Annotated in this window: 21 protein-coding genes; 4 read left to right on the forward strand and 17 right to left on the reverse strand. The window is 37.4% G+C overall.

The genetic code is table 11. The features are described 5' to 3' along the window. Position 1 precedes the first annotated feature (1 nt). The 5 genes from EGS71_RS04920 to hcaE all read right to left on the reverse strand — a co-directional run bounded on the left by EGS71_RS04920 (position 2) and on the right by hcaE (position 4,125). A complete protein-coding gene (locus EGS71_RS04920) occupies positions 2-958 on the reverse strand; it encodes a 3-carboxyethylcatechol 2,3-dioxygenase (protein ID WP_000216622.1) in 957 nt (318 codons plus the stop codon). Between the two features lie 62 nt (positions 959-1,020). Then, on the reverse strand, positions 1,021-1,836 hold the full coding sequence (hcaB, locus tag EGS71_RS04925; protein ID WP_004736599.1) for a 3-phenylpropionate-dihydrodiol/cinnamic acid-dihydrodiol dehydrogenase: 816 nt from the start codon (positions 1,834-1,836) through the stop codon (positions 1,021-1,023). 2 nt (positions 1,837-1,838) lie between these two features. Further along, entirely contained in the window at positions 1,839-2,165 is a 327-nt protein-coding gene (gene hcaC / locus EGS71_RS04930; RefSeq protein ID WP_001033367.1) for a 3-phenylpropionate/cinnamic acid dioxygenase ferredoxin subunit, read from the reverse strand. After that, on the reverse strand, positions 2,165-2,725 hold the full coding sequence (hcaF, locus tag EGS71_RS04935) for a 3-phenylpropionate/cinnamic acid dioxygenase subunit beta (protein ID WP_001071801.1): 561 nt from the start codon (positions 2,723-2,725) through the stop codon (positions 2,165-2,167). Before hcaF ends, hcaC begins: the two co-directional genes overlap by 1 nt. After that, positions 2,722-4,125, reverse strand: coding sequence for a 3-phenylpropionate/cinnamic acid dioxygenase subunit alpha (gene hcaE, locus EGS71_RS04940; RefSeq protein WP_001013451.1), 1,404 nt, complete (start codon positions 4,123-4,125; stop codon positions 2,722-2,724). The genes hcaF and hcaE overlap by 4 nt, the downstream gene beginning before the upstream one ends. A gap of 266 nt (positions 4,126-4,391) precedes the next feature. Between hcaE and hcaR the strand changes: the two genes are divergently transcribed. Then, the gene (gene hcaR / locus EGS71_RS04945) at positions 4,392-5,291 is read left to right on the forward strand and encodes a DNA-binding transcriptional regulator HcaR (protein ID WP_000423285.1); all 900 of its coding nucleotides are present in this window, start codon (positions 4,392-4,394) and stop codon (positions 5,289-5,291) included. 115 nt (positions 5,292-5,406) lie between these two features. On the opposite strand, the gene EGS71_RS04950 is transcribed toward hcaR, so the two are convergent. The 5 genes from EGS71_RS04950 to mhpD all read right to left on the reverse strand — a co-directional run bounded on the left by EGS71_RS04950 (position 5,407) and on the right by mhpD (position 10,923). Further along, complete coding sequence (locus tag EGS71_RS04950; RefSeq protein WP_000537604.1) at positions 5,407-6,267, reverse strand: alpha/beta fold hydrolase; 861 nt, start codon at positions 6,265-6,267, stop codon at positions 5,407-5,409. Positions 6,268-6,452: 185 nt separating this feature from the next. Further along, a complete protein-coding gene (locus tag EGS71_RS04955; RefSeq protein WP_001254302.1) occupies positions 6,453-7,763 on the reverse strand; it encodes an OprD family outer membrane porin in 1,311 nt (436 codons plus the stop codon). Positions 7,764-8,177: 414 nt separating this feature from the next. Beyond that, a complete protein-coding gene (gene dmpG / locus EGS71_RS04960) occupies positions 8,178-9,197 on the reverse strand; it encodes a 4-hydroxy-2-oxovalerate aldolase (RefSeq protein WP_000034795.1) in 1,020 nt (339 codons plus the stop codon). Between the two features lie 11 nt (positions 9,198-9,208). Beyond that, positions 9,209-10,114, reverse strand: coding sequence for an acetaldehyde dehydrogenase (acetylating) (locus tag EGS71_RS04965; RefSeq protein WP_000721213.1), 906 nt, complete (start codon positions 10,112-10,114; stop codon positions 9,209-9,211). A gap of 11 nt (positions 10,115-10,125) precedes the next feature. Further along, entirely contained in the window at positions 10,126-10,923 is a 798-nt protein-coding gene (gene mhpD, locus EGS71_RS04970) for a 2-keto-4-pentenoate hydratase (protein WP_000071307.1), read from the reverse strand. A 520-nt stretch (positions 10,924-11,443) separates the two neighbouring features. On the opposite strand from mhpD, the gene EGS71_RS04975 reads away from it, so the two are divergent. Then, complete coding sequence (locus EGS71_RS04975) at positions 11,444-12,271, forward strand: alpha/beta hydrolase (protein WP_002016265.1); 828 nt, start codon at positions 11,444-11,446, stop codon at positions 12,269-12,271. Positions 12,272-12,314: 43 nt separating this feature from the next. Here EGS71_RS04975 and EGS71_RS04980 read toward each other — a convergent pair whose 3' ends face one another. The 3 genes from EGS71_RS04980 to EGS71_RS04990 all read right to left on the reverse strand — a co-directional run bounded on the left by EGS71_RS04980 (position 12,315) and on the right by EGS71_RS04990 (position 15,447). Continuing rightward, on the reverse strand, positions 12,315-13,730 hold the full coding sequence (locus tag EGS71_RS04980; RefSeq protein WP_000842798.1) for an MFS transporter: 1,416 nt from the start codon (positions 13,728-13,730) through the stop codon (positions 12,315-12,317). Beyond that, complete coding sequence (locus EGS71_RS04985; RefSeq protein WP_000069900.1) at positions 13,727-14,797, reverse strand: MBL fold metallo-hydrolase; 1,071 nt, start codon at positions 14,795-14,797, stop codon at positions 13,727-13,729. The genes EGS71_RS04980 and EGS71_RS04985 overlap by 4 nt, the downstream gene beginning before the upstream one ends. Before the next feature lie 158 nt (positions 14,798-14,955). Continuing rightward, a complete protein-coding gene (locus tag EGS71_RS04990) occupies positions 14,956-15,447 on the reverse strand; it encodes a cupin domain-containing protein (protein WP_001072508.1) in 492 nt (163 codons plus the stop codon). Between the two features lie 208 nt (positions 15,448-15,655). Here EGS71_RS04990 and EGS71_RS04995 point away from each other — a divergent pair, with 208 nt between their 5' ends. Beyond that, a complete protein-coding gene (locus EGS71_RS04995) occupies positions 15,656-16,009 on the forward strand; it encodes a YidH family protein (protein ID WP_000609050.1) in 354 nt (117 codons plus the stop codon). Positions 16,010-16,614: 605 nt separating this feature from the next. Then, positions 16,615-17,616: an AraC family transcriptional regulator gene (locus EGS71_RS05005; RefSeq protein WP_000140361.1), complete on the forward strand. Its 1,002-nt coding sequence runs from the start codon at positions 16,615-16,617 to the stop codon at positions 17,614-17,616. A 357-nt stretch (positions 17,617-17,973) separates the two neighbouring features. Here EGS71_RS05005 and EGS71_RS05010 read toward each other — a convergent pair whose 3' ends face one another. The 4 genes from EGS71_RS05010 to EGS71_RS05025 all read right to left on the reverse strand — a co-directional run bounded on the left by EGS71_RS05010 (position 17,974) and on the right by EGS71_RS05025 (position 25,786). Next, on the reverse strand, positions 17,974-19,167 hold the full coding sequence (locus tag EGS71_RS05010) for an HlyD family efflux transporter periplasmic adaptor subunit (protein ID WP_002010012.1): 1,194 nt from the start codon (positions 19,165-19,167) through the stop codon (positions 17,974-17,976). Continuing rightward, on the reverse strand, positions 19,164-21,293 hold the full coding sequence (locus EGS71_RS05015) for a type I secretion system permease/ATPase (RefSeq protein WP_000066244.1): 2,130 nt from the start codon (positions 21,291-21,293) through the stop codon (positions 19,164-19,166). Before EGS71_RS05015 ends, EGS71_RS05010 begins: the two co-directional genes overlap by 4 nt. Continuing rightward, complete coding sequence (locus tag EGS71_RS05020; RefSeq protein ID WP_001196866.1) at positions 21,290-22,804, reverse strand: TolC family outer membrane protein; 1,515 nt, start codon at positions 22,802-22,804, stop codon at positions 21,290-21,292. Before EGS71_RS05020 ends, EGS71_RS05015 begins: the two co-directional genes overlap by 4 nt. A 132-nt stretch (positions 22,805-22,936) precedes the next feature. Further along, positions 22,937-25,786 (reverse strand): VWA domain-containing protein, encoded by a 2,850-nt coding sequence (locus EGS71_RS05025; protein WP_228201089.1) that lies wholly within the window; start codon positions 25,784-25,786, stop codon positions 22,937-22,939. Between the last annotated feature and the right edge of the window lie 66 nt (positions 25,787-25,852).

The raw sequence follows: 25,852 nt of genomic DNA on the forward strand, positions 1-25,852 counted from the left end.
CTTATTTCAGCTCGGCAGAGACTATGCCAAAGCCCGCAATCCATTCACTAATTGGTTCATAGCAATGTAAGGTCATTTCATAATCGCCTACTGTCTGTAATGCCGCAAAAGCAGCCATCCAAGTTCGGACTTCTTGTCCCCCACGTCCACCTTCATGTCGAATTTCGTCTTCGGTCATCGCTTCAAGCGCAGCAAAGTTTGCATTTTTGAATTTTTCCAATAACTGCTCATCCCATTCTGGATTGAGTGGTATAGACACACTCTTGTCACCTGCTGCTAGACGTTGTCCAACTGAAATGATTTTGGCCTGACGTGTATTACGAGCTTCAACAGTTGGGTTTCGTCCAGCAATGAGAAATTCTTCAACTTCTAGTGGTACCGAACCCATCTGAGGTGTTGGAGGATCATGTGAAAGACCGCCTGTACCTAAAATTAATATACGTTCATTGTCCAGATTGATTGACTTAATAAAGGCGCCAATTGCACGACCTAATGCAATAGTTCGTTTTGTCGTAGGCATTGGCGCAGCAGCACCATTAATAAATATTGGAATGGTTGGATAGCGATTAAGTTGACCATCACATAAAAAATGCAGCGGTTGGGTTACCCCATGATCCGCTTGCATACGATATGAATATGCAACATCCACACCTTCATCAAGTACTTTTCGAATTAAGTTTAATGCTGTGCTTTCAGGCACATTAAGCTCACCAGGTCCATAATTCCAATCACCTGCTGCTGTTGCGCGGACACCCACGCAGAAACTCGGCATCAGATCATAAAAGAAGCCGTTAAAATGATCTGGCCCAAAAGCAATAATTAAAGTTGGGTCGTATGCTTTGACCTCGGCAGCCAATTTTTCAAAAGTATGACGCACCGTTTGTTCTTGTTGTTTTTCTGCCGGAGACGCAAATTCCATTAGCGGGCTATGAGAAGCACAAATAAGTTTAACAGTCATGATTAGCTCCGAAATAAGACAGTTTTTAGCTGACTTATTAGTCCATTAATATCGGATTAAAATTAAGCATCAAAAAAACCAGCGTTCGCTTGGCGTAAGCCACGAATGCCCAAACCACAGTCAGCATTTATAAAAACGCCAGATAATGGACGGTTATTTTGACGAGATGCGAGCAATACATAAGAACCAGTCATGTCTTCTGGTTCTGGTAAGAATCTCAATGGCATGCCTTGCCCAATTCTTTGTGGATCACGTGCATCAAGTAATCCTAGATTTTCCTGTCCAAGGGATGCAGCACCTTTCACATTGACATTCATGCCTGATGGAGCAACTGCATTCACACGCACTTTCGGTGCCAACTCATAGGCCAGTTCACGCACTAAACCTACATCAGCATGTTTTGATGCGGTATAAATTGGACCACCACCAGATGAATAAAACGCTGAGTTAGATAAGGTAAAAATCATTGAGCCTTCAGTTTTGAGTAACTCATCTAAAGCTGCTTTTGCACCAAGCAAATAACCCTTCGTGTTAATACTCATGATTTCATCAAAGGCTTTATCTAACTGTTCGCCACTCATGTTAACGATGTCGGCATAATGATCCCAAATACCGGCATTACCAATAAAACAGTCAAGTTTTCCAAAACGTTCTACGGTAGCCTGCACAGCACGAACGTTATCCTGAAAATTAGCCACATCTCCTGTCACTGCTACGATTTTGTCACCATAGCGTGCAATCAATTCATCTACTTTTGATTGAGATCGTTGCAACACGCCAACATGTGCTCCCTCTTGTAAAAAGCGCTCAACCAACGCAAGCCCTAGTCCTGAACCGCCACCAGTAATTAGCGCAACTTCACCCTCTAGCCAGCCCATCATTACGCTCCTACCATTTCGACATAAAGTGCACCATCTTCAATCACGACAGGGAATGTCTGAATCGAGTCAGTCGCTGGTACACATTGTGGTACGCCAGTTTTCAAACAAAAACGTGATGCATGAAGTGGACATTCGACCGTGCCATCATCCTCTAGGTAACCTTCTGACATAGAAGCATTACCATGACTGCATTTATCATTCATGGCAAAAAATTCACCATTGAAATTGAACACAGCAAGTGCGGCAATATCACCTACATTACAATCTACTTTCAGTGCTTCGCCTTCATCCAACTCATCAATCTGACAAACAAAAATCTTATTCATTAGAAAAACACCGTAATATTGTGAGAAATCAAAGTCGCTTGATCGAGGGTGATATCGCGTTTAGCAATTTTCCAACCTAAACTACTGCTCTCATCTTTTCGAATCAGATCAACTCGTTTACCAATATAGGTCAGTATGTCTTTTTCTTTTTGCGAGCGATAAAGCAAATAATTACTAAAAACTTGATATTCATTTGCTTGTGCAGTTGCTTCGACCCGTATATTAGTAATCAAGTGACGAGTACGTGATGGCGGTTCTTCGGACCACGACATCCCTGTTTCTAATTTTGCTACACGGCGTTCTAGTACAAATTTGTCGTCGTGATAAATCCATGTTGATGGTGGTGCAATACATTTACGACGATCACGTGTTTGCGCATTTGTCGTCGTTTTGAGCGTATATAAAATATCTTCGCTTAAGATTTCCAACCAATCACGAAATTTCCAGTCATCTAACAATTGTGCTTCTGCATATAGAAACTGACTAATGTCGTGGTGAAGTTCCAATCCAATAGAACGCCATACTGGCTGTGGTTTTAATGAGTCAATGATCTGGTTCATTTCACAAGCTCCTTCTCACCCTTTTTAGCCGCTTTTTTCAAAAGCTCTTGCTCATACGCCTCATCTGCCCGTTGCACGTCTTCCCATTTTTCATGCATCAATAGGTTTGCCCAATGACGATACATGCCACGCGCGGCGGTTTCAGAAAAAACATGGTTAGTAATACCGGGGATACCATCTTCACGGTATTTTTCATTGCCAAGTCCCATTTCCATAATGAGTTTACTTTTTCGCGCTTTATAACCACGTAACACTTTCTGGATCTCAATCCAGTTTTCACCATCGTCTGCTTCAGCAAAACCAGCTGGGCCAAATGCTCGGCAAGCATTCAACTCCATCGCTTCTTTGATGTGCTGCGGAGCTGCTTTGTCCGTGATACAGAACGCCCAAACTTCAGTTTTATCTGGTCCACGTGGATGCCAAATGCGCATCGTCGTCATACCATTCAACCAAGACAAAGTTGGGAACATGGTGTTGTGTCCAGCCAAGCGTAAAGCACGTGTGTCGCCCAAACGCTCTTTGGTTTCTTCATAGGTTTCACGGAAGTAATCCGCTACTTGACCATCTACCCAGAAATTAGCATCTGGTCTTTCGGTCAGAAAGAAACCTGAGCCATGGCCGCGTTGACCATATTGCACACAGCTTTCTGCTGTTTCCCACACTGGACGTGCAGTTTGTGCTGTACCTAATGCTTTAGAAGCATCATCATTTGGTTTACCACCTAAAACTTGTACTGCAGAGGCATGCGAGTACGGCGCGTGGTATTGATCAGAAGCAAACTGTTCTGCTGCAAATTTCCAGTTACAGTTAATTTCCCATTTATGAATGCCACCAATGACTTCCGAGCCACCTTCACGGCGGTCAATCATTGCATCCAGATACCAAGCAATATCTCCCATATAATCAAGTAATTCGGGTGTGTCATCTGCCCAACAACCAAAAACTAAACCTTTATAGCTTGCAACACGAGGAACCTCTTGCAATCCCCATTCTTCTTTACAAGCCCCATGTGGGAAGGCGACACCTTCTAATGGAATATCTTTAAGTGAACCGTCAATCCCATAGGACCAACCATGATAGGGACAAGTAAATGCACGCGTATTACCACAGTCAGCATAGCTAACCCGCATAGAACGGTGACGACATTGATTTAATAATGCTTTAATAGAACCGTCTTTTTGGCGAATAACAATAATTGGGTCCTCGCCCATATACGTATTGAAAAAGTCGCCTGATTTTGGAATTTGGCTTTCGTGACAAAGAAATAACCAACAACGTCCAAAAACACGCTCTAACTCTAGTTCGTATAATTGCGGATCTGTATAGATAGCTGGCGAGATACGTCCATTTTGTGCATCGACTAAAGCATCGATTTCGCACACTTCAATTTTTCCATTCATGAGAAGCACTCCTGCTGTCGCCAAAAAAGCACAACATAAAATTCAATTTAAATGGATAATGATTTTTTAAACGTTTTAAGTGAAATATTTTATTTGTTTCAAATTAGACTTTTTATGAATTATTCATTATAGATTTTAAATATTAAAATTAAGCTCAACTGATACTAATCGGTAGTTTTTATAAACGGATTTATGGTTTTTAACCATTTAACATTACTCTATTAACGACCTAAAGTTAATAAGAGGATTTTTGGATCACAACTGATATGGAATTACGTCATTTACGCTACTTTGTAATGGTGGCTGAAGAACTCAACTTTAGTAAAGCTGCACTTCGCCTTTACACAGCTCAACCATCATTAAGTCAACAAATTAAAGACCTTGAAGATGAAGTTGGCGTTACATTACTACATCGTACTAAACGTAAAGTTGAGCTCACCGAAGAAGGAAGTATATTTCTTGAGCAGGCGCGTTTAACTTTAGCTCAAGCAGATAAAGCGATTGCAATGGCCCGCCAAGTTTCGAAATTAAAAAAACAACAACTGACGATTGGTTTTGTCCCTGTCGTAGAAATGAAAGTTTTTCCATCTGTTCTTCCAAGTTTAAGGGTACAAAACCCAAACCTGAAGATCGAATTACGTAGTATGAATAACACCGAACAAATGGAAGCCCTAAAGAATGGGATTATTGATATTGCATTTATGAGAGATAATTTAAATAACGATGAAATACAAAGCCAGTTCGTATTACGTGAACCATTAATGCTATTAATCCCTCATAACCATTCACTTGCCCAGTTCAAACGTATACCAGTAAAGCTTTTAGATAATATTGACTTTATTATTCCATCGCCCGAGCAGTCTTCAATTTTACATCATACTATTCTTAATTTTGCCGAAATTCACAATATTAAATTTAATATTGTTCAAACTGCCCATAATATTCTATTTAATATTAATTCGATAGGAATGGGATTAGGCTGCGGTATTTTGCCTAGTTATATAGAGCCCTTAACTTTAAATAATATTGTCACCCGACCACTGGATGTAGATCTACCCTTTTTAGATTTATACGTCAGCTATAGAAAAGATGCTGAGTCTTCAGGAGTCAAAGAATTTATAGATTTATTGAGTAAAGTTTTTTACTTAAATATTAATAAAGCTTAAAATCCTTCAGTTAATACAAAAGTCTAAGATAAAATGACAAGGCTCAGCAAAAAACTAAAAATTTTACTTTAAATACAGGAAGAATAATAATTTATCCTTCCTGTATTGTTATATTTTATTTAACATCATGTACTGCTAAATATTGTTTAATAATCTGGTTAAATTCTTGTGCTTTTTCAACTTGTGACCAATGACCACATTGACTAAAAATATGTGCATCTGCATGAGGTACAATATTCAAAATATCCCAAGTACGAGATACAGGAATAACTACATCTTGCACACCATGAATGAGTAATACAGGAACTTGAATCTCTTTCATCTTTTCAAAATCAAGCGGGAACTCAAAACGGTCACGGTCTCGTGCACCAACAACATCCATCAATCGATCCGAAGCGTAGTCATTTTTTGCTGAGTCAAAACGAACTTTAACCAATTCATCTGTGACTAAAGACTTATCGACCACAAACATTTCTAAAGTTTTACGGATACCAGCTTCTGTCAATTCAGGATTAGCATGTGCTTTAAGTGCTGCCGTCTGTTTAGCACCACCCGTTCCCATTGATACAATACCCAGTACACGCTCTGGGTAATCCAATATAAACTGGAATGCTAACCAACCACCTAAAGAATTGCCTACTAACCAGGTTTTTTCAATTCCTAAAGCATCTAATACACGGACCGCATGATCTACCCATGCCCGGATACCGTAGGCTGTGCCTTCTGCAACAACAGTTTGTCCATAACCAATCGAATCAATAGCAATACAGCGTGCCTGCTCAGCAATTTGTGGTAAGTTCAACCACCAGTTTGCTGCTGCTGAAACACCAGTACCCGAACCATGTAAAAATAAAATTGGAGTACCTTCTCCAAGCTCATGATAATGAGTGAGCTCGCCTGCTGCAGTTTCAATCCATTTGTCTTCCAAACCAAAAAATGGATCTGTTTTATATTCGGGGATTTGTACTGTGCCCATGTCATTCCTCTTACAATTTATACAGCTCAACTCAAGATTAAGCTGCTTTTACTAGGTCAAATTTTAAATGTTTTACTCACCCATCTTACCTGTTCACGGCGCCTAAACTGATACTTGTTTACGATGAGGTGATACAAAAAAAATATTAATAACCATTTGTTATTTAAATAAATATTTAAAAGTATTTAAAATTTATAGGTGTATGTCGTTGCAATACGATGTTCCTGCAAATCGCTTGCTTGGCCTGCAATATTGTCGAAGTTCACATCGATATACATCCACTGAAAACCTAAGCCTTGTAACCTCCCTTCTGGCACAACGTAATTCAGAATAAAGTTGAATTCATCTTCTTTGCCTTTGCCTGTTAATGCACTTGATTCATAAGCTGAATCAATGCCCCAACCATGCCAATATTTTGCAGTGGTTTTTAAACCTTTAATGCCAAGATCACTAAAATCATAGCTATAAGCCACACCCACCGATTTTTCATCTTTACGGATAAAGCTCGCAACTGACCAGTTATCTAAATAAGGCTGGGGTACCCAACCTGCGAGGGATGGGAAATATGGTGCGCCAGTTGCTGCACTCGGGTTACTACCATGGTCACCAAACATTTGCTGATAAGATAAACCTATACTGTGTGAGCCATAAGTTAAGGTTGAGCCTATAGACAATGCCTGATTATCAATATCACCATACAAGGCATCTCCCGACTCTGCATTGTCGAAAAAACGTATGTGTGAATCGACTTTTAACTTGTCATAATTGTTCTTATAGTTCACACCCAAGTAATTTTGACGATAGATATTCGTCACATCACCATAAAAGTAACTTGCAGTCCAGTTTTTATTTAATTGGTAATCTATGCCCGCAACATACATTCCATCAGTTTTACCATCATTATTTAATGCTTTAGGCCATAGACCAAAATCCATTGGCTGATTTTCATAACGGGCATTGATACTATCCAAATAACCTAACGTTAATTTGGTGTTTTTGAAATCTTTTGACTCTAGCCATACCCCATTATAAGTGGTCAATAATTGACGTGATGGATCAAAATGGATTACTGGTGTTACAGGTAAAAGTTCACCAATTCGTAATTCAGTTTGGCTGATTTTCGCTTTAAGAGTTGCTCCTATTTTTCCAAACTGGCGCTCTTGTTTTCCTGTGCCTGTATCAGAAATCCCACTGTATGGCAGAACCCAATCTGCGTTACGGTCACGCCCATCCAGACGTACAGCATACTGTGCTAACACATCAACACCGAGTTGTAACGCCCCAAACTCTGCATAGCCCGATTTTGCATCCAGTGTCACAGCTTGCGACCAACTCCCCCAGTTTTTTGCAGGGGTGTCATCATACTGACGATCTAAATAGAAGTTTTTAAATTTCAGCTGAACCTGACTATCTTCAACAAAACCAGCATATGTACAAGTAGTTCCTATTGTTGCTACCAAACAAGCCATTGCGATCCATAACGTTTGACGACGCATTGCGTACTTCCTTTCAATCAATCCATGAAACCAAGCCCTATCATGCTCAACTCTATTTTTATGAAAAATGCGACTAGAGTATTAAGATATTTTTCTTTTTAAACTCAATGCTTTAAAAAAATGTTACTTTTCCAGTAATGGGAATTTTTAACAGATCACTAAAAACGATTAATCATTTCAAAAAAAATAGACCAACTATTTGTTATATATGTATTTATTATAAAAATAACTTTATTTAAATTCGCTATTTTTAATTTTTTAATCGATTTTTTATTTAAATAGAGACTTATTTAATTAAAATGATGTCTATCCATTTATAGAAAATAACGCTTATATCCAAGTTATTTCATCTAGATCAAATCATTAGATGTAAAAAAAGCACTCTCGTGGAGTGCTCTTTCATTTGTAAAAAACTTATGCGCTTATTACTTTCGCTTTTGACATAGTCAAGGCAAGATCTTCAATCATATCCTCCTGTCCCCCAACCGTACCACGGCGACCTAGCTCTAATAAAATTTCACGTGCAGAGACGCCATATTTAGCTTCGGCACGTTTTGCAAACAACAAGAAAGATGAATATACACCTGCATAACCTAACGTTGCTGCATCACGATCGGCACGAATTGGATTTAGCATCATTGGAATTACAAGATCTTCTGCAATATCCTGTACTTTAAACAAGTCTACGCCTGTTTCTATTTGCATACGATTTGCAACTGCAATAAATAACTCAAGTGGCGTATTGCCCGCTCCAGCTCCTAGACCAGCTGCTGCCAAGTCGACCCGAATTGCACCAGCTTCAACCGCAGCAACAGTATTGGCAACACCCATACTCAAATTATGGTGACCATGGAAACCTAATTCAATACTGCTATCAAGCTCCTGACGAAGTAACCCAATCCGATCGGTTACATCCTGTGGCAACATGTACCCAGCAGAGTCAGTGACATAAATACAGTTAGCACCGTAAGACACCATTTTTTTTGCTTCTTCTAGCAAATGTTTTGGCGATGCCATATGTGCCAACATTAGAAAGCCTACTGTATCCATTCCCAATTTTCGAGCAGCAGTAATATGCTGTTCAGATACATCTGCTTCCGTACAGTGTGTTGCAACACGAATGGTTGAAACACCAATCTCATGTGCCATTTTCAAATGATCAACTGTCCCAATACCCGGTAATAAAAGTGCGGAAACCTTAGCATTTTTCATGCGTGGTACAACAGCAGACAAATATTCCTCATCTGTTGCAGCGGCGAAACCATAGTTAACTGAACTCCCTCCCAAACCATCACCATGAGTGACTTCAATCAAGGGGACACCTGCTTCGTCTAACGCTGTTGAAATGGCAATCATTTGCTCAACTGTAGTTTGATGACGTTGTGGATGCATACCATCACGTAACGTCATATCATGCACAATAATCTTAGACATACGGTTTCTCCTTAAACAACTTCAGCTTTTGGGTTAGATAAAACGCGCTCTGCAAACATTTCTGCAGTACGTGCGGCTGCGGCTGTCATAATGTCAAGGTTACCGGCATATTTTGGCAAATAATCTCCTAGGCCTTCTACCTCAAGAAATATCGAAACACGATTACCATCAAATACAGGGCCATTTACTAACTTGTAGCCCGGAACATATTTTTGGACTTCTTTGATCATGGCATTTACTGATTCAGTAATTGCAACTTGGTCCGGTTCTCCATCAACTAAACAGTGAACTGTGTCACGCATCATTAGTGGTGGTTCAGCCGGGTTAATAATAATGATGGCTTTACCTTGTTTAGCTCCGCCAACCTTTTCAATTGCACCAGCAGTGGTGCGAGTAAATTCATCAATGTTCTTACGAGTACCCGGGCCAACCGATTTTGTTGATACAGTGGCAATGATTTCAGCATAGTTAACAGTCTGTACCCGTGAAATCGCTGCGACCATAGGAATAGTTGCTTGCCCACCACAAGTCACCATATTCACATTAGGGACTTCACCCGCATCCAACAAAGCTTCTAAATTCACTGGCGGTACACAAAATGGACCAATTGCTGCAGGAGTTAAATCAATCATCAATACCCCAAGCTCATTTAGCTTGCGACTGTTCTCTGCATGTACATATGCTGAAGTTGCATCAAAAGCAATTTTGATATCATCTTCAAGGACATGAGGTAATAAACCATCAACGCCTTCAGCCGTAGTTTTTAAACCTATTTTTTCAGCGCGAGCCAAGCCTTCGGAAGCAGGATCAATTCCAACCATCCATACTGGTTCCAATAATTCACTACGCTGTAATTTATATAATAAATCCGTTCCAATATTTCCTGGACCGATTAAAGCGCATTTAATCTTTTTCATTTCCTTATCCTTTATTCAGCAGCAAAGCATGCAACGACTGAATTGAAGCCTTCAATTTCAACTTTAAATTCATCCCCCGGATGAGCCACCACCATTGGACCCAATGCACCCGTCAGGACAATATCTCCTGCTTGTAATGGACGTCCGCGTCGTACCATTTCATCAGCTAACCAAATTGCTGCATTCAATGGATTAGCTAAACAAGCTTTACCAACACCTTGCGAAACGACTTCTTCACTACGAGTCATAGTCATTTTGCAATTCACTAAATCAAGTTGATTAAGCTGTACTGGACGTGAACCCAACACAAAAGCTGCACTTGATGCATTGTCAGCAACTGTGTCAATCAAAGAGATTTTCCAGTTCTCAATACGACTATCAACTATTTCAATAGCGGGTAAGGCATAGTCTGTTGCACTAATAATGTCTGCATATGTATGTCGGGTTTGGGTTAAATCCTTTTTGAGTACGAGCGCAATTTCAGCTTCAACTTTTGGCTGAATCAGTTTGCTAATTGGAATTTCTTCACCATCACCGTATGCCATATCAGCAAATAGCATCCCAAAGTCAGGTTGATCTACGCCAAGTTGGGCTTGTACTACTTTAGACGTTAGACCAATTTTTCGCCCTACTAAACGGCGCCCTTCCGAAAGTGCACGTACAGTATTGATTTCCTGTACTGCATAAGCGATATCCACATTTGCCTGTTCACCACCAAGCTCAGCACGAATAGGAATAATCGCAGTTTGTGATAGTTCAGCTTGTCTTAAGGCCAAAGCAACTGAATCAACAACAGCAGAATTCGACATCAATATTTCCTTAAACTGCAAAATTGAATGTATACTGCGTCACTGAAGGTATAAAAACGGAATACGAATTTCAGGCAAAGTTAGACACAACAAATCCCTTGTATTTTCCGAGACAGCTACCTACTGGAACGTGTACATAAAACAGTTTAAGAATGAAAAAATCCCCATCTAAATGCCAATACTTATTTTGTTTCATATAATAGTTTTTATTTATAATCGGAACAGAATGCCTTTAAATATTTATATTAGGCCTACGAGAGCTATGTTGATCTACAACCTCTACCTCTAAAAGTTCTTTAATTTTTATGATTTTCAATCAGAGGATCCCCCCAAAATTTATCCATCTAATATAATTCTATTGAACTTAAATAAATTATATAGAATTATCCATTTTTCTAACTTCAGAGGAAGTACATTTTAAAATCCCTTAAAAGGTGTATATGAAATATTAAAGAAGTGTATTTCTAATATTTCATGACGTTTTATGATGAAATTCCTGTAATTATATTAAGTAATAGCTATGAACATGAATGAATATGAATATGTCGATGGGCAAAGACATTCTAGTTTTGCTGATCTGTTTGTTTATTATGAAAAATTAAATCAAGAAATACTTCAAGAAAAGGAATGGGCACTAGATCAGCCCTATGGTTTTCAAGAACGCGAATTATTCGATGTGTGTTATGCAAAAACTCCAGCTAAGGCAATTATTATTTATTTACATGCGGGTTACTGGCAATCGAGAGATAAAAGCCAGTTTCGTTTTATTGCACAGGATATAAGCTCTCAAGGGTATCATTTTGTTTTAGTCAATTACCCACTTTGTCCTACAGTTAAAATTGGAGGCATTGTAAGATCTATACAATATGCTATCCATTCTATAAAAAATTTTTTTAGATATAAAGAAATCGATCTCCCTATCATTTTGTGTGGTCATTCAGCAGGTGCTCACCTAGTAACTGAACTAGCTATTCAGAATAGTAAATCAGTACACTCAAAACTTTTTCATGGCGTCATAGCAATTAGTGGTATTTATGATCTAGCTCCTCTAAAAGATACTAGCCTAAACCAAGCATTGCAATTAACGGAAAGTGAAATTCAATATTATTCACCAGTTTATAAAAATAGCTTATTGATAGATTTGCCATTTACTTTTCTAGTAGGCCAAAAAGAAACTAACGCTTTTATTCAACAAAATCAGAATATGGCAAAACTTTTAGCTGCTCGAGGAATAGTTAAGAAAGAAGAACTATTAGAGCATGATCACTTCAGTTTATTACAAGAGTTCTTTAAAAAAGGACGTATCTTTCAACATATTGAAATGATGTATGACTTTATTTCAATATGAATAAATAAATTAAAAGTGCCCATGGGCACTTTTAATTTATGGTTTAGCTTTTAATATTTATTAAATTTTGTAGAGACTTAGCTGTCTTATCTGGGTTTAGGAAAATTACCGCAGCTATACCTATGATCAATAAATATAATCCAATATATTGGAAACCAATATTCATACCTGTTAATAAATGGTTCATCATTTCAGGTAATAGAGGTTCGCTTTTCTTAGGTTGAATATATCCGGCTGTATCCATCAGGATTCCGACCATTATAGGTGATACCATCCCACCACAAGAAGCAAGTGCTGTTAGTGTAGCCATGACCACGGCTCTTTGTTTAGAACAAACACTATATGCAACTGCCGTAGGAACTAGAGGAAAAGTCATAGCAAAGCCAGCAGCAAAGATTAAAACGGCTACGGCTGTTTCACCGTTTAAAAATGGAAGAATCTGAAATAGAACACCTGAAGTTATTAAGATTATTCCTAATAAGACGCCTAAAGATACATGTACAGACCTTCCTTGTGCCATTAACTTTCTAGACAAAACTCCTGCTAAAAAAAGTACAAGTGCTCCACAAATCCAAGGGAGGGTCACTAAAACCCCTAATGATTCAGGAGTGACATTTACTACGGCAGATAAATAACGTGGAGCCCAAGTTGTAAGAAATCCCATTGCCCAAAAACAACCAGCGCCAGCAAGAAATGCAACAATAAACATTGGAGAGAAAAATATCTTTGCCATTGGTATGGGAGTTAGATCATCACATAGGTCGACAATACTTTGCTTATTATTTGCATCTAACCGCTTAGTTAGAGGACGACTCAGCTCCTTTTCAGAGCGAATATGGCTATATGGCCCTTCTTTCGCAACAAAAAACCATAAAGATGTCCAAATTAATCCAATAATTCCAAGAAAACCAAAAGCCCAACGCCAACCGTAATTAGGATGAGCAATAATCCAAGCCAGTATCGGAGCAGCAATAATTGGCCCTAGAGTAGAACCTATGGCTACCAGACTACTAGGTAAGCCTCTTTCTTTTGGTTCATACCAACCATGTACATGTTGTAATGTAATAGGGGTCGCCGGGCCTTCAGCCGCACCTAATAATATTCTTGAGATCAGTAATAAGGCAGCTCCACCCCATAACATTGGAAACATTAAAACAGCCCAAGCAACTCCCATAAAAAAGATTAACCATCTTGTTTGTACTCTCATAGCAATAAAACCGACTAAAATTGCCGAAATTGCAAATAAGAAAAAGAAAGCACTACCAATAAATCCAAATTGACTACCTGAAAGTGACAACTCTTGCATAGCAGGTTCTGCGACTAATCCCAAAACAGCCTTATCGGCAAAATTAATCATCTGAAAAATAATTAATAGGCCCGTAATAACCCAAGCTTTTTTTTGTATGCTTTTATCTATTATCTCAGAGGGAGCTAATAGCTCAATACTAGAGCTTTTCATAATAATTCCTCCTGATTTCTTAATACAGCTTCAGCTTTTTGAATTACTTTTAAGTTATTAATTTCAAAAATATCATTATCTTCTGCTGCACTCACAAGCCCACCGAATTCTGACTGTGCGTATGAGACCATTTTTTCTATATCTGCTGCATTTGGTAAATTAGGAACAATATGATGTAAAATTAGATGCTTAACATTTGCATTGGCCGCAACTTTGCCGACTTGTTTATAAGAAGTATGAGATTCTTCAAGATGTACAGCAATCCCATCCCTAGTAGGACCTTCAGGAAAAGTTTGTAATATAGCCTCTAGATCAATGACTTCATGTAATAACACATCTGCATTTCTTGCTAATCGAATACAGTTTTCTGAATATGTAGTATCTCCTGATATTACTACTGAACCGTATTTAGAGTCGAAACGAAATCCAAAAGCTGGATAACACAAACGATGATCGACTAAAATTGTACTTACTTTAACATTTTCATCTTCATAAATAATGAAAGGTTCCATTTCAGGATGTCGTGCATATATCGGATCTGCTTTGGCTTCTTTGGGAATTTCAATATCATGTGCTTCTATCCATTCGCTAGGACTTGTTCTTTCCTCATCTGCCATTCTAATTGCAATATCTGAAGCAAATACGCCTCGCATTAATGCTCCCACCATCTCCTTTGTGCCAACCATAGGATGATCGCCTCCACAACATCCTTGGATATGCACGTGATTTTTCTCAGCTAAAGCTGGATTTTTAGGTGGTTTCCCTGGTCCAAATACTTTTATAGGTTGGCTGAAAGACTCACCAGGAACTTGCCATCCTGTAAAGAGATAAGCCCCTAGATCATAAATATGGTCAGAATGATGATGGGTTATAAAAATACTACGTAACTGCCCCCAAGATGCATGATTTCTATAATTACGAATGCTTCCCATTCCACAATCTACAACATAAACTGCTCCGTCAACACAAATAGCTGTTGAAATACCAGCTCGGCTACTTGAAACAATTGGCCCACCTCCTGTTCCAAGTGCGTAAATCTTCATTCCTTTTGCTACATTATTCGACATTTAATTTTCCTCGTCATAAATTTGATCCCGCATTTCTAAATTATTCGACGAGCCCATATGTAAATATCCGCGTATTCATGAATAACTATACTTTTATTCTGTAAGTTTATATTCATATATAAAAAGAGCACCTTAAGGCGCTCTTTTAACTCATCAGGTTATTCATAATTTTCTAGCTTGTCAGGTGCAATAAAGCGAATATTTCTTAAAGCAGAAATACGCACAACTTCTTCTGGCTCAGTTAAATTGTGTAATTCAGAGAACAAACTAGCTAAATCATTTCCTGGACTTACCCAGAAAATTCCTTTCCCAGGTGTTTCAGAAACAATTTTATAACCATGTATTGTCCCTCTTGGCCAGTATAAGTAGTCGCCAGCCTTGGCAATACTCCACTCCCCATCGAGATATAAAGCATATTCACCTTCAATAATAAATGCGTGCTCATCTTGAATAGGATGCATATGAGGAGGCACAAAAGTGCCAGGAGGATCATTAGAGATCCATGCAAAACTAGATTTTTGATCTCCTCCTACCATCGGCTCATAAACATGTCCCAAAACATTCCATTTTATTTTTTCACTTTCATCATCATGCCTTGTTTCTCCGAATTCAAAATTACTTTGTATTTCCGAAAAAATTAATTGATTCATAAAATAAACTCCTGTTTTGCCCTCTCTCAGTCAAGCAAAAAGACACTTATCGTTTCTATTCATTTATTAGATAGATAATGTCTATTTATTAGAATTATTTTAAATTTTATAAAGATCGGATAAGGAATCCTTAAAATTTGAATAGTATTCTCTTCTGCTTATTTATAAGTTAGTTGAGTTATCGAAGGAATACTTTCGAGTTTAAATTATGATTAATCTTTTTATAAAGCAACTACTTCTAAAAGTGGGTGAAGAACCAGATCCACGTTTTACGCTTGCCAACGAGCGGACTTTTTTAGCCTGGACACGTACAGCTCTTGCTTTACTGGCTTCAGCAGTAGCATTGATTACGATTTCAGAACATTATCATCAACTTCAAAAAGCTCAACAAATTTTTAATGTATTAGTCATAGCGTCTTTAATCATTAGTTCCTCTGCCCTCCTTCGCTGGTATCGAGTAGAAATTGCTCTAAGATTAAAGAAGCCGCTACCCTTTCCCTTCATGACTCCTGTACTAACGCTACTAAGCTTTATCATTTTATTTGTTTTTTCTTTTAAGTAAGTTGAACTAAAATGCTAAAAGATGATTCAGGATTACAACCCCAAAGGACTTATTTAGCTAATGAACGAACTCTTTTTTCTATTTTAGCTACCAGTTTATTTATTAGTAAAATTTTTACCAATTTTCCTGTTATTAGTCTTTTAATTTTAACTATTACTTGTCTCTACTTTACTAGTCACTTATTTTTAGCTTTCCATGTTCAAATAAAGAATCTGGAAGTAACAGAACGAAAATATACTTTTTTATCACACGCATTAATGATTTTTTTAATAGGTTTTATTTGTTTTGTTGCAAAAAATTTGTGACTTTAAGAGGTCTAATAACAACTTCAAAAAACTTAAAAGCAGTAGTAACCTGCTAAATTTTAGAGGAGAGTTAAGCGCTATACTTCTATAGATTAAAATTTGAGAATACCCTCAACTATGGACAAGACTTAAATTCTGGATGAAACTGTTAAAATGAAAACATTTTAACCCTAAAATTTCAATTTTGAATATGGAAAAACTACTTCAATATATTGAATTATATTGTACTTAAATCAAAGCATAGATTTGCTTTTTATAGATATCTTTTATCTGAGTTAAATGGATTTTAAGGAGATGAAGATGACCGAATCAATTAGACAAATTGGCCCTTTTAGAAATAAATTTAGTGTGCATCACACCGAAATTACCAGGACAATCCAATGGATGGGAAAAATAAATGGCCCCCATCAATTAGATGTCCCATCACCAAAACACATGGACTTTTTCCATGAAGGTTTCAGCTTGGGGGATATTACTTTTGGTCAAGTTTCTTATTCAACAGAAGTGCAAATTAAACTAGATGATCTTCAAAAAAGCTATATTTTTAATATTCCTATTCATGGCCAGCAAACGCTAAAAATTGGTAATTTAAATATAGAGTCAAACTCAGAGGTTGCTACTCTTCTCTCTCCACAGCTCCCACTTATTATGACTGTAAATGAGGGATGTACTAAACAAGTTATCCGGCTTTCGAAAAGCCTTGTAGAAGAACATCTAGTTAAATTACTAGGTTATAAATTACATCGACCATTAGTATTTGATGTTCATGCTCCTTTGCAGGGTAAAATAAAACAATGGTTTCAACTTGCAATGCATTTACAGGAAATGGTCAGTGATGATTATTCTTTATGCGATGATTCTGGAGTTTGGCGTAATTTTGAGTCTAATCTAGTTATTATGCTTTTAAATGCTCAGCCACATAACTATTCTCAAGAACTGAATTTGCGTCAACAAGGTCGGCCTAATTATTTATTAAAAGTAGAACAAATTTTGATAAATTCTCTAAACCAACCTTTAAACTTGAAAGAACTAGGAAAAGTTTTAGGGGTCTCTCGAGAACGGTTATATAGGGACTTCCATTTATATTTTGGCCAATCGCCTATTGCTTATTTTCGTAATTTACGTTTTGAAGTAGTTCACAAACGCCTTCAAGAAATTCGACCTTGGGAAAATGTTTCCAGTATTGCTTTAGACTGTGGTTTTCAACAATTAGGAAGGTTCTCAAGCGAGTACAAAAAAAAGTTTGGAGAACTTCCTTCAGAGACTTTATTTAACTCTAAAACCTCAATCTTACTTGAATAGAAATATCTTTTCCTTCAAAAATCTAAAGCCTAATCAATTTATTAAATAGTTTTAATAGTTGATTTAACAAACATGTTTAGATTAAATCAAAAGGTGAAATTTAAAAAATCAATTCTCATTAATATAAAAGCAATTATTAAAATTCAAAATAAATATTCTCCCTTAAACCAGAAAAATATTAATAAAAGCCCACTTTAATGTGGGCCTTTATTACTTCTTTTTCTTTGCGCTGATCAAGAAGGTTAATATAAAAAACAATAATCGAATTAAAATATTAAATTACACCTCCTTATAAAATTTAAAAAACCAAAGGAACTTTATAAATCCACTGTAAAATTCTTATTTTTTGAAGATTTATTACCTTTCCCTTAAAGCTTCTCTTGCTTTATTAAAAGGCTTAATCAAATAATCTAATACTGTTTTTTCTCCTGTTTTAATATCTACTGTAGCTACCATACCTGGTGTAATATTAAAATATTTTCCAGCTTTATTTATTAGCTTATCAGATTCTGCGCGAATATAGACTCTATAATAAAATTGGTCTTGTTTAACTTCATCACGTAATGTATCTGGGGAAATAATAGTAACTTTTCCTTTTAAACCACCATAAATAGAATAGTCATAAGCAGTAATTTTAACCAAAGCTTCTTGTCCCGGCCTAATAAAGGCAATATCTCTTGGAGATATACGTGCTTCGATTAAAAGTTTTTCATCTAAAGGAACGATTGTCATTAATTTTCCATTTTGAGGAATAACACCTCCAATAGTCATAACATTTATTTCTTTAATAATCCCTCGAACTGGTGATTTAAAAATCGCCCGTTTAAGCATATCTGATTTTCCCCTTACAACTTGAGATTGGGTTTCGATATCAGTATTTGCTTTTGCTAATTCTTCACGGGATTTAACTAAATATTGATTTTGAACATCATTCATTTGATTTATTAAATCGGTCGCCTGACGTTTCAAACGTAAGACTTCAACATTACTAGCTGCCCCCTTGGCTACAAGCGGCTCTGTCATTGCTAACTCTTGTTGCACTAAAACTAAAGCTTTTTTTAAACCGGCCAAGGATTCTTCTAAATTTGAACGTCGCGAGTAATAAAGAGCTGTTTCCTCTTTCACAAGAGTCTGCTCTTCTAATACTTCTTTTGGAAATACTAAAGCTGTCCCATTTACCTCAGCACTTAAACGTGCAGCTGTTGCTTTAGCAGAAAGCAGTAACGATTTGGACTCACCAACATTTGATGCAAATCGAGTAGGGTCAAGTTGTGCAAGGTTCTGCCCCTTATCCACAATTTCACCTTCGTTGACATTGAGTTTAGTTAAAATCCCACCTTCTAAAGATTGAATAATCTGTTCTTTTGAAGAAGGGATAACCTTTCCAGTTCCTGTCGAGACTTCTTCTAATGTAAATAGCCAAGCCCAAATGAATAAAGCAAGAAGCCCACAACAGATAACCCATATAAATACGCTAACTTTAGGTAAAGGTTGTCTTAATTGTTCATTTTTATTTGAACTAGCCCAATTCAGCTGTTTATAACTCATCATTCGGCTCCTATTTTTTGCTTTGGTTGTGATAATTTCAGAACCTGCTCTTTAGGGCCATCTAATACAATTTTTCCATTATTAATAACAATTACACGATCAACTAACTCTAATATTGCCCGTCGATGAGTCGCAACAATTAATGTTTTATTACCTAACCAACTCTGAAGTTGCTCAATAAACTGTTTTTCAGAAACATCATCAAGAGCAGCTGTAGGTTCATCTAGAAATAAAACATTAGGTTTTCTGATTAACAACCGTGCCAATAATAAGGCTTGTTTTTGTCCACCAGATAGACCAGCTCCACCTTCTAAAATTTGATAGTCTAACCCTTCCTTTTTCTCATGTATAAAATCTAAAACCCCTGAAAGATTTAATGCTTCTAAAATATCTAAATCTGTTGCTAACGGTGCCCCTAATTTTAAATTCTCTCGGATTGATCCATAGAATAAGTGGGAGTTTTGGTTTAAGAGTCCTATATCACGCCGAATATCTAATGGATCTATCAAGCCTAAAGTAACACCATCTAATTTAATATGACCTTGTAAAGGTTCCTGCATACCTGCTAATAACTGTAATAAAGTGGATTTCCCAGCCCCATTACGTCCTAAAATTGCAATTTTCTCTCCTGTTCTAATAGTAAGCTTTGGAATTACCAATGTTGGTTTTCCATCATTTTGACTATATCTAAATTCGACTTGATCTAATTCATAGTTTCCAAATAATACAGGCCTGTGAATGAGATGTGCACGAGGAGGTTGATCAACTGGCTTTTTCATAAGCTCATCTAAGCCATTTTTCGCAACTTTAGCTTGTTGTAAACGTCCTAGCACCCCTGAGATTTGTGCAATAGGACCCAGCATCCTAGATGAAAGGATTGAACAAGCCACTAAAGCACCAGTTGTCATTTCCCCTTTCATGACAGCAAAACAGCCGATAAGTACCACAATAGCAAAAGTCAAACCTTGTATTTTTTGAGTCCATGCCATCATGACACCAACTAATTTACGGTGTCGCATTGAAATATCGGCTGATACTTCATTCATATGATTCCATTGATTTTGGAAACGGGATTCTGCTCTTAATAACTTTATATCTTCAATTCCCTGGACAGATTCAACTAACATTGCATTGCGTATAGCACTTTCTCGCATTCCTTCAGAAGCTAATTTTGCCAATGGTTTTTGTATTAAAATGCCAGGAATAATCATAAGTGGTACTACAATTACCATCACCCAAAATAGGTTTCCACCGATCAACCAAAAAATAATAAGAAATAAGAAGAAAAACGGTAAATCAGCAATCGCGGATATTGTGGTAGAGGTTACTAACTCTCTAACACCTTCCAATTCCCTAATTTGTGAAATAAAAGTACCTGTTGATTTAGAGCGTTCTTTATTTTTAATTCTTAAAGCATGACCGAATACTAAGTCTGAAATAGTTAAGTCAGCACGCTTTCCTAAAATATCTGATAAATAAATACGGGCTACACGTAAGCAAAATTCAAAAATTGCTGCTATTAATACCCCTCCTGCTAATACCCACAAGGTTGGTACAGATTGAGCTGGAATAACTCGGTCATATACATTCATAGAAAAAACTATAGTTGCTAATGCCAATATATTTGCAACCAAAGAAGCAAACATAATGTCTATATATCTTTTCCAGTCACGTAAAATAACTGCCCAGAACCAGTGAGCTTCATATGGTTTTATATATTCATCAATACGAGCATCTGGCACAGATTTTTCGGGCCGTAAAATATAAATATTAGTTACATATGCTTTAAGATTATCGAGCGTAAAAGTTTGTGCTAAACCCTGATCACCACTGAACTGAACACTTAGATTCTGATTTGCATCAATTTTGTCTAATACACCTACTTGGCCATCTTTCATTTCAATGATGACTGGCAAATGCCATGGACTAATCTCACATAAGTCTAACTTGGCTTTACGATAATTCATTCCAATTTGGCGTGCCGCCAATGTTAAAATTTCATCTATTGTTTGGTTCTGATTCCAATCAAATTGAAGTCTGAGCTTCTCTTCCGATGGATCAATAAGATAATGTCTAGCAATAACTAAAATGGCATGAAGCCATGGCTGATAACTAATTTTGTTGCTCATGGCTCAATTTTGAATCCTTGAATAGAAGTATCATTTAAATGATATAAATCTCGAGAACGACCAGTTATTTTAATAAACTGTACTAAATTCGAATAAATATCATATCTAGCAGTCTCTATTTCCTGAGCTGCGCTATGAATGGCTTGTTCAGCATTTAAAAGATCAACAACGGACCGCGTGCCTAATTTATATTGCTCTTGATATAGCTCTTTTGTACGAATCGTAGACTTTTGACGCTCTCTAAGGATCTGAATTTGTTTTTGCTTATTTTCTATCTCTTGTCGAATACGCTGAACTTGATCTGATATATCTAAATATACGGAATTTAACTTTGCTTTCGCTGCTTCCTCAGCATAACTTGCTGCCCGTTCCTTAGAACGTATCGCCCCTCCTTGAAAAAAATCACTCGTTGTTTCAAGCATTATAGAATTATAAAACCCATCATCTTTATTGTTATTCGGATTTCTACCATTTATTGCCTGACTTAAACTTCCTTTAATATTTATAGTTGGATAATTACTTAATTTCGTTTGTTCCTTTTGATATTGAGCAACTTGTATTGCTGCTTGTGCAACCATCATTTCTGGAATTAATGTAAACTTTGTTTCATTATAAAGACCTGAATTTTCAGCTAGATAGTCGGGTATATTTATTTCTAAATTTGAAACGTTGTAGCCTAATAAATTACGTAATTTTTGTTGATACTGTTTTAGTTGAGTTTCTTGAACAATTTTATTCGACTCAGCAGCTTCTAAATTTGACTGAGCTTGTACTGGATCGGCTTGGCTACTAATACCTGCATTTGCACGTAGATTCGCAATCTCAGCAATACGTGCTATGCCATTAATTTGCTGATCAGCTATACGTATAATCTCTTGATAGCGTTTAATGTTAACAATTGCATTTGCTGTTTGATAAGCAATGTCATCAATATTTACCAAAGTATTGGCTTGTTCTTGAATTAATTTAGCTTTTTCAATATCAACAGATCTTTTAACTTTTCCAAAGTCATATAACATTTGAGATGCTGAAATCGTAAAAAGTTGTCTTCCTCGCTCTCCTGAAGTTAAATCAGCTGTAGTAATTCCACCCGATATTTGAGGATAATATGCAGCCTTAGCCACATCAATACTTGCGCTTTGTCCAGCAATCATCGCAATACTTTCAGTAATTTCTGGGCGACGTTGTAACGCTTGATATATTGCGCCAGTAAAATCTAGGTATTTCGAGTTCCTTTTCAAATTTTCGTCTGGAATTTCAGTCAAGAAATTCTTCTCTTGATTTTTTGAATAAGTTACTAAAGGTAACGAATCTGATATAGTCCTCTCATCCAAACTAAAATCGCTCAGCATTTGAATATTTACTTTAAGAAAATTATTTTCTGTTTCTTTTTTGAATATATAGTTCATCTCTTTCTTTGCAGTATTTAATATATCTGCCTGAGCTTGAGTTATAAACAAAAAGATAGGAGAAAATAAAATCCACCCTAATCTTGATTTCATTAGTGCCATTTTAGAAAACTATATTAAATCCATCGATTATGGATTATTAAATTAAAGAATATTCAAATAAATAATCTTTTAATCAATATAAAATAGAAATAAAAAAGGTTATAGATCTATGATCTATAACCTTTTCATTAATTAACCAATAATAATCTGATTATTGTTGAGTAAATCTTGCAAACTTAAGCCTGCTTGATTTTCAATAATTAATAAATCAGACATATTATGTGTCCCAGCACTACCATCACGGTCTACCTGAACTATGGCATTACCATTACCATCATCAACTACAGTAATATAATCACCTAAATTACTTTTATCTGTTAATAAACCTTCAAAGAAATCTGATCCAAATTGAATTTTGTCATTAGCTTCGTAATCTACCCAAGTGTCTGTACCATTCCCTCCAGTAGCATCTGTTGCATTTAATAAATCATATATAATGGTATCCTCACCTCGACCAGTGGAAATAATGTCATTGCCTGAACCACCATAAATAACATCATTACCTGCACCAGCAATAATAATATCATTTCCAGCACCACCATAAATCGTATCATTCCCACCTTTAGTTTCTGGATCAGCAGCATCAGCAGCAACAAAATCGCGGAAATTCTCTTTTATATAGTCATAGATATCTTGCTGGCTTGGTTCTGCACCATTAGTAACCTCAGCTTTTAAATATGCGATTAATTTTGAATAACCTGAGTATTTAGGATATTGAAGAGGATCATATCCTGCCCATGTTAAATGATCCGTATTTATAGCATCACCGAACAGAACATCATCTCCAGCTCCTCCTTTAACTGTATCATCCCCAACATTAGCAGGTATAAAGTTTTCAGAACCACCTATTAAATAAGCTATCAGTTTATCAGCATCCGCAATAGCTTTGGCTTCACCATGATTAGTACCACTCCAATCACCAGGAAGTTTATTTCCATTGACATCGGTATTATCATAACGAGAGACCGTAGCATCACTAATTGAACTACTCACACCTACTGCGAAAACTTTACTCTGCTCCGCTAATGGAGCAAATGCGTTGTCCAAAGTTGATTGAGAACTGTTTGGTTCTCCATCTGTAAGGTAATAAGTTTGATTTTCAAAATCAGCAGTAGAGATATCGTCAAACCAATCTACAGCTTTATTAAATCCTTGTTCTGGATAGGTACCACCGCCAGCTTTTAAGCTATCAAGATAAGTGAATATTTCATTAATATTATCTTTACTTACATTTAGGAAAACTTGGTTATAACCATTTCCAACACTACCATTTGCTGAGAATGAAGCGATTTGTAGATTAATCACGCCATCATGATCAGCCATTTGCTGAATAAAGGCTTTAAGGCCTTTAATAGCAATTGCTAAGCGAGATTCACCAGCTGGTGGGTTACTTGTACCATTCATTGCCCATAGCATACTGCCAGACAAATCTAATACAACAGAGACATTATAATTTTGCCCAGCAACAAAATTGGTCTGTAAACCTCCGATATCCCCTGCGAGTACATCATTCCCTGAAGTACCGACTACATTATTATCACCATTATTAACATCTGTCGTTGGATCTGCTTTAATTATTGCTTCCAACGAATCATTATCTTGAAGTTCAGTACCATTACGATCTTCAACTTTGGCAACAACCTCCGTAGCATTTCCTTGTGCTGTAGTTAAAGTGTAACTATATTCACCATCAGCATTCGTAAATACTTCTTCAGTAAATGTTAATGTTTCACCATTTTCATCAATACTAGTAATTTCTAGAGTGACTTTACTATTTGGAGCAACATCTTCTGTCACACCAGTAATTTTGGTGCTATCAGTATCATTAATATCTACTGTAATTGATCCGTCAACGCGGTCCAATCCACCTTGATCCGGCGTAGATGGATCATTGTCATGATCGGTCTTCAACAGGCTGTCTTCTGCATTGACCGGAGTACCATTACGATCCACTGTTTCTGCCTTAACGGTCAATTCGCCATCAGCAAAGCCGGCCGGCACTTCTGCCGTATAGCTGCCATCAGGATTAACTGTGGCTTTCACCTGCTGTTCCAGCGGATTGCCTGACTGGTCCTGACCGGTAATGGTTAAGGTCACTTCGCTGCCCGGTGCTACATCTGTGGTCCCACCTGTGATATGGCCCTGGTCGTCAACATCTACTGTAATTGATCCGTCAACGCGGTCCAGACCACCTTGATCCGGTGTAGATGGATCATTGTCATGATCGGTCTTCAACAGGCTGTCTTCTGCATTGACTGGTGTACCGTTACGATCAACTGTTTCTGCCTTAACGGTCAATTCGCCATCAGCAAAGCCGGCCGGCACTTCTGCCGTATAGCTGCCATCAGGATTAACTGTGGCTTTCACCTGCTGTTCCAGCGGATTGCCTGACTGGTCCTGACCGGTAATGGTTAAGGTCACTTCGCTGCCCGGTGCTACATCTGTGGTCCCACCTGTGATATGGCCCTGGTCGTCAACATCTACTGTAATTGATCCGTCAACGCGGTCCAGACCACCTTGATCCGGTGTAGATGGATCATTGTCATGATCGGTCTTCAACAGGCTGTCTTCTGCATTGACCGGAGTACCATTACGATCCACTGTTTCTGCCTTAACGGTCAATTCGCCATCAGCAAAGCCGGCCGGCACTTCTGCCGTATAGCTGCCATCAGGATTAACTGTGGCTTTCACCTGCTGTTCCAGCGGATTGCCTGACTGGTCCTGACCGGTAATGGTTAAGGTCACTTCGCTGCCCGGTGCTACATCTGTGGTCCCACCTGTGATATGGCCCTGATCATCAACATCTACTGTAATTGATCCGTCAACGCGGTCCAGACCACCTTGATCCGGTGTAGATGGATCATTGTCATGATCGGTCTTCAACAGGCTGTCTTCTGCATTGACCGGAGTACCATTACGATCAACTGTTTCTGCCTTAACGGTCAATTCGCCATCAGCAAAGCCGGCCGGTGTTAGCGGCAATGTAAAAATGACCCCCCAACAGCATTTGAAAATTGACCCCCTTGGTTAATATAGTGGTCTTTTTGG

This window comes from Acinetobacter sp. FDAARGOS_559, assembly GCF_003940475.1.
Lineage (GTDB): Bacteria > Pseudomonadota > Gammaproteobacteria > Pseudomonadales > Moraxellaceae > Acinetobacter > Acinetobacter baumannii.